Origin of the sequence: Novipirellula sp. (genome assembly GCF_041583735.1) — a bacterium.
In the GTDB taxonomy this organism is placed as follows: domain Bacteria; phylum Planctomycetota; class Planctomycetia; order Pirellulales; family Pirellulaceae; genus Novipirellula.
In genome coordinates this window covers 1-4,026 of sequence record NZ_JBFHFD010000737.1, presented here as the reverse complement: position 1 = coordinate 4,026, position 4,026 = coordinate 1, and the positions used below count along the sequence as shown (strand labels likewise).

Sequence of the window (4,026 nt, the reverse complement as noted above, 5' to 3'; positions counted from 1 at the left end):
TTGTTAGCCGATTACGTCCTGAAAATCGAATCGGCCAACCCGCAGTTGGCAGCTCGCTTGGTCGCGGCTTTCAACAGCTACCGCCGGTTTGACGAATCACGACAAACGCAAATGCAAAACGAGCTGAAGCGGATCGCTGAACATCCAGGGCTATGCAAAGACGTCCACGAGATCGTCCAGCGGGCCTTGCGTTTTTAAACGCGGGATAGGCCTCTAGAGTGGCACGGGGCGTCTCGTTCCCAAACTCACCCACCGTTCTCCTCGCCATCGATCCAGCATCACCCGGTTGCCGTTGGCCACTGGCCGCCGGATCAATGACCTGGTCCGTTGGGTTGAGGCGCCCGCAGAGAGGACAGGAACGCTAACACACGATCTTTGTCTGCTCGGGAAAGATCATAGAATCGATTCCGAGCCGCGGCCGCCTCACCACCATGCCACAACACCGCCTCTTCGAGCGTTTCGGCGCGTCCGTCGTGAAGATAGGGTGCACTGTCGGCAACACCCCAAAGCGGCGGAGTCCGCCATTCACGCTGCAGCGTGTCCCAGTAAATCGTGTCGGTTTCGGGTATATCCCCGCGAGGAAACTGCGGCTGTTCGGGTTCATCGATCGGGTAGGGCTTGGGCATCCGTGCGACAATCTCGCCCGACCCATAAGCCGATTGGGCCGACGACATTGTCGGACCACGCTCACCAAACGAAACCGATTTCAACAATTGCACCTTGGTTTCAAAACCCAGCGGTGCAGAAAGCGGCGACTGCAACTCAGGTCCCATATCATGCAACAACAAATCGCTAAAGATGCCCGAAACGGGACGCACGTCGGCGACGTGGCAATCGATGCAGCCGGTCCTGCCAAACAACCGCTCGCCATCACGCACATCATCGAAGCTGTGTTCGGGCTGCGGCAATTCGGTCGGTCGTGGAAGCGACCTCACAAAGCGTTCTAACTTTCTGACTTCATCCAGCGACATATCCCGGCCTGTGTTCATGTAGTCCAGGTCGGCTGGATCGCCGGCTTGCGTCGCGGTGACAAACGAAGCCATCATCACCGATTCGATTGTAATATTCGTACGTTCAAAATCGTCTAAAGAACGGCCCCGATTCACCGCCCCCTGGCGATCGGTTCGTGATGCCCGAGCACCGCCTGGGGTCAGCCCCAATTCACCGACGCAGGCCTGAGTAATGAATTGATTCAGAGAACCGACTTGGCCACGCCAGCCGAATTTGCCAACGAATCGCCCTGTGATTGCTCCGTAAGATTTTTCCGATTGCCGTTTTGCAAGGGCCATGATCCGTTCCACTGCAATCGAATCGATCGCTCCGGCGCCAAACAAGGCGGGCGAGTTCAGTTGGCTGAGATAAAAGTCAACGCTGTCGTGGCGGCCAGCGACAACGGGCTGTGCCGCGATAGCGGCAATCGTTCGCTGGTTCGGATCAAACCACGTGTTTTCGATCCCGCCTGGAACGTACGACACCAACCTGTCTCGAATCGACGAATAGCCAGGCCGAGTCGAACGGTCGTGCACGACGGTGCTAAAGGTCATGCCGCCGCGGGGCCCGAGCAGTGCGGGGAAGACTTCGAGCAGTCGTTTTCCGCCGTGCTTCTTATCGGTCAATACGCTAGAGCGTGGATCGACCGTGATCAGCGTGATGTTATGTTGAACGCCGGCGCCACCCCCATTTTTGTGGCACGCGGCACATGAGGTCGCATTGTGCAGCGGCCCAAGTCCGTCTCCGTCGACTCGCTTGGTCTGGGCGATCGCCGTGTCAGACGACTTTGCCGGTTGCCATTCGTGCTCGAACAACTGCTGGCCGGTAAAGCCAATCCGTGCCTCAATCGCGGATTCCTGCGCCGCTGCGACACCCGGAACCCCGAATCCAATCAGCACGACAGTGACACATAAGGTCGCAAATTTCCGGTCTGACGTCTGCATCGCCTCGTCTCCCTTTCAGTGGTTGCTCGCCCCGCCCACCACGGTTATGACACTTTCAGAGACAAACTGCAAACTTTTTGTTGAATTCGCCCTCTCTTTTTCCATCATTGCCGAGATCAGCAACCCCAGCGCGCAAGGAGACGGATCCCCGGGGCTGGTCTATCGCAGCGAACGGTTTTGGCTGACGCTGTGAAGTCGCTTTTTCGTAGCTATTTTCGCCAGTCGGAGGTATTCGTATTGGCCGGCAAACATCCACGCTCTGGCGAGCATAGCGACAAAAAAGGAGCTGCTCGCGTCCGCTCGTTCCCGCCGAATCTGGTAACCGATGACGGCCTCCGGCGCCGTGAAAATCATTTTAACCCGCAAAACCCCGTTGATACGCGTTAGTGTATTTATCAGACACGCTGTTTTTGCGGAGCGATTGTTTGTCCGTTTTCGCTGACAAAAAGCGGGCTATTTGATTACACTCTACGCGGCGGATCTTATCAATTTGAACTGACACTTATTCACGGTTCTAGCGATGCGCCCTTGCGGTGTCTCGGCAAGCGAACCGACGGAGCCGACACACCCGTGGCAATACACGTTGGCATAGAACACTACACTCGCTATCTGTACGACCGGCCGATTCGGATGTCACCGCATCTGATTCGGCTGCGTCCCGCGCCGCACGCGCGGACGCCCATCCACGACTATCAGCTGAAGATCGAACCGGCCGAACACCATCTGCATTGGCAACAAGACCCGTTCGGCAATCAGATTGCCCGCATCATCTTTCCCGAACCGGTGACCGAATTTGTCGTCGACGTCCAATTGGTCGCCGAGATGACGGTGATCAATCCGTTCGATTTTTTCGTCGAAGACTACGCGGAAAAGTTTCCCTTCGATTACGAACCGCTGCAACGTCACGAGCTAGCCCCCTACTTCGAACTGACCGATAACGGACCGCTATTGGATGATTGGATTGCGGGAATCGATCTGACACCTCGCCGCTGTGTCGATTTCCTGGTCTACATCAATTCCAAGCTGCAGGCCGATATTGGTTACAACATTCGCATGGAGGTCGGGATCCAGACGTGCGAAGAAACGCTAAAGATGCGTACCGGGTCTTGCCGTGACACCGCTTGGTTACTGGTCCAGATCCTTCGCCATATCGGTTTGGCCGCTCGCTTTGTTTCCGGTTACCTGGTCCAGTTGACCCCAGACGAAAAGTCGCTCGATGGACCGTCGGGCACCGATCATGATTTTACCGACCTGCATGCATGGACCGAGGTCTATATCCCTGGTGCCGGTTGGATTGGCTTGGACCCAACCTCGGGGCTGTTTGCCGGCGAAGGCCATATCCCGTTGGCATGCACCCCCGATCCCGTCTCCGCTGCTCCTGTCACCGGAGCATCCGACAAGTGTGAGGTCACGTTCGAATTTCGCAACGTGGTCACTCGTGTCCACGAGGATCCTCGCGTCACCAAACCGTACACCGACCATCAGTGGGAATCGATTTGCACGTTGGGACGGCAAGTTGACAAAGAGCTGAACGAGCTTGATGTCCGATTGACGATGGGGGGTGAACCGACGTTCGTCTCGATCGACGACATGGACGGAGCCCAGTGGAACACCGAAGCACTCGGGGTTCATAAACGCGAGCGAGCCGGTGTGCTGTTGAAGCGTTTAAAAGACTCCTTCGCCCACGGTGCCTTGTTGCATTACGGCGAGGGAAAATGGTACCCAGGCGAACCCTTGCCTCGCTGGGCACTCGGGTGTTTTTGGCGAAACGATGGGATCCCGTTGTGGCGGGATGAGCGCTTGATCGCCGACGAAACCCGCCCCAGCAACGTGACCGTCCACGACGCCGAACGTTTTAGCCAAGTCGTGGCAAGCAAAATAGGAATTGATTCGCGTTTCTTGATTGCTGCACGCGAAGATTGGCTGTACTACCTGTGGCGGGAAAGTCAGCAGCAGGTCGGAGCGGACAACATTGTCATCCCGTGGGCACGTCAATATCGCGACGACCTTAGCCTCGCCCTTGCTCGCGGATTGGACAAGGCGATAGGTTACGCGCTGCCACTGCGTTACGACTGGTCTCGCGATCGCTGGC

At 56.8% G+C, this 4,026-nt stretch carries 3 protein-coding genes; 2 read left to right on the top strand and 1 reads right to left on the bottom strand.

The annotated features are described in order from the left end of the window. Positions 1-198, top strand: a 198-nt coding sequence (locus ABX962_RS31880; protein WP_372725667.1) for an aminopeptidase N C-terminal domain-containing protein, incomplete at its 5' end; no start/stop codon positions are given. A 113-nt stretch (positions 199-311) separates the two neighbouring features. On the opposite strand, the gene ABX962_RS31875 is transcribed toward ABX962_RS31880, so the two are convergent. Continuing rightward, complete coding sequence (locus ABX962_RS31875) at positions 312-1,934, bottom strand: di-heme oxidoredictase family protein (RefSeq protein ID WP_372725665.1); 1,623 nt, start codon at positions 1,932-1,934, stop codon at positions 312-314. Between the two features lie 570 nt (positions 1,935-2,504). Between ABX962_RS31875 and ABX962_RS31870 the strand changes: the two genes are divergently transcribed. Continuing rightward, a partial coding sequence (locus tag ABX962_RS31870; protein ID WP_372725664.1) for a transglutaminase family protein occupies positions 2,505-4,026 on the top strand: 1,522 nt, incomplete at its 3' end.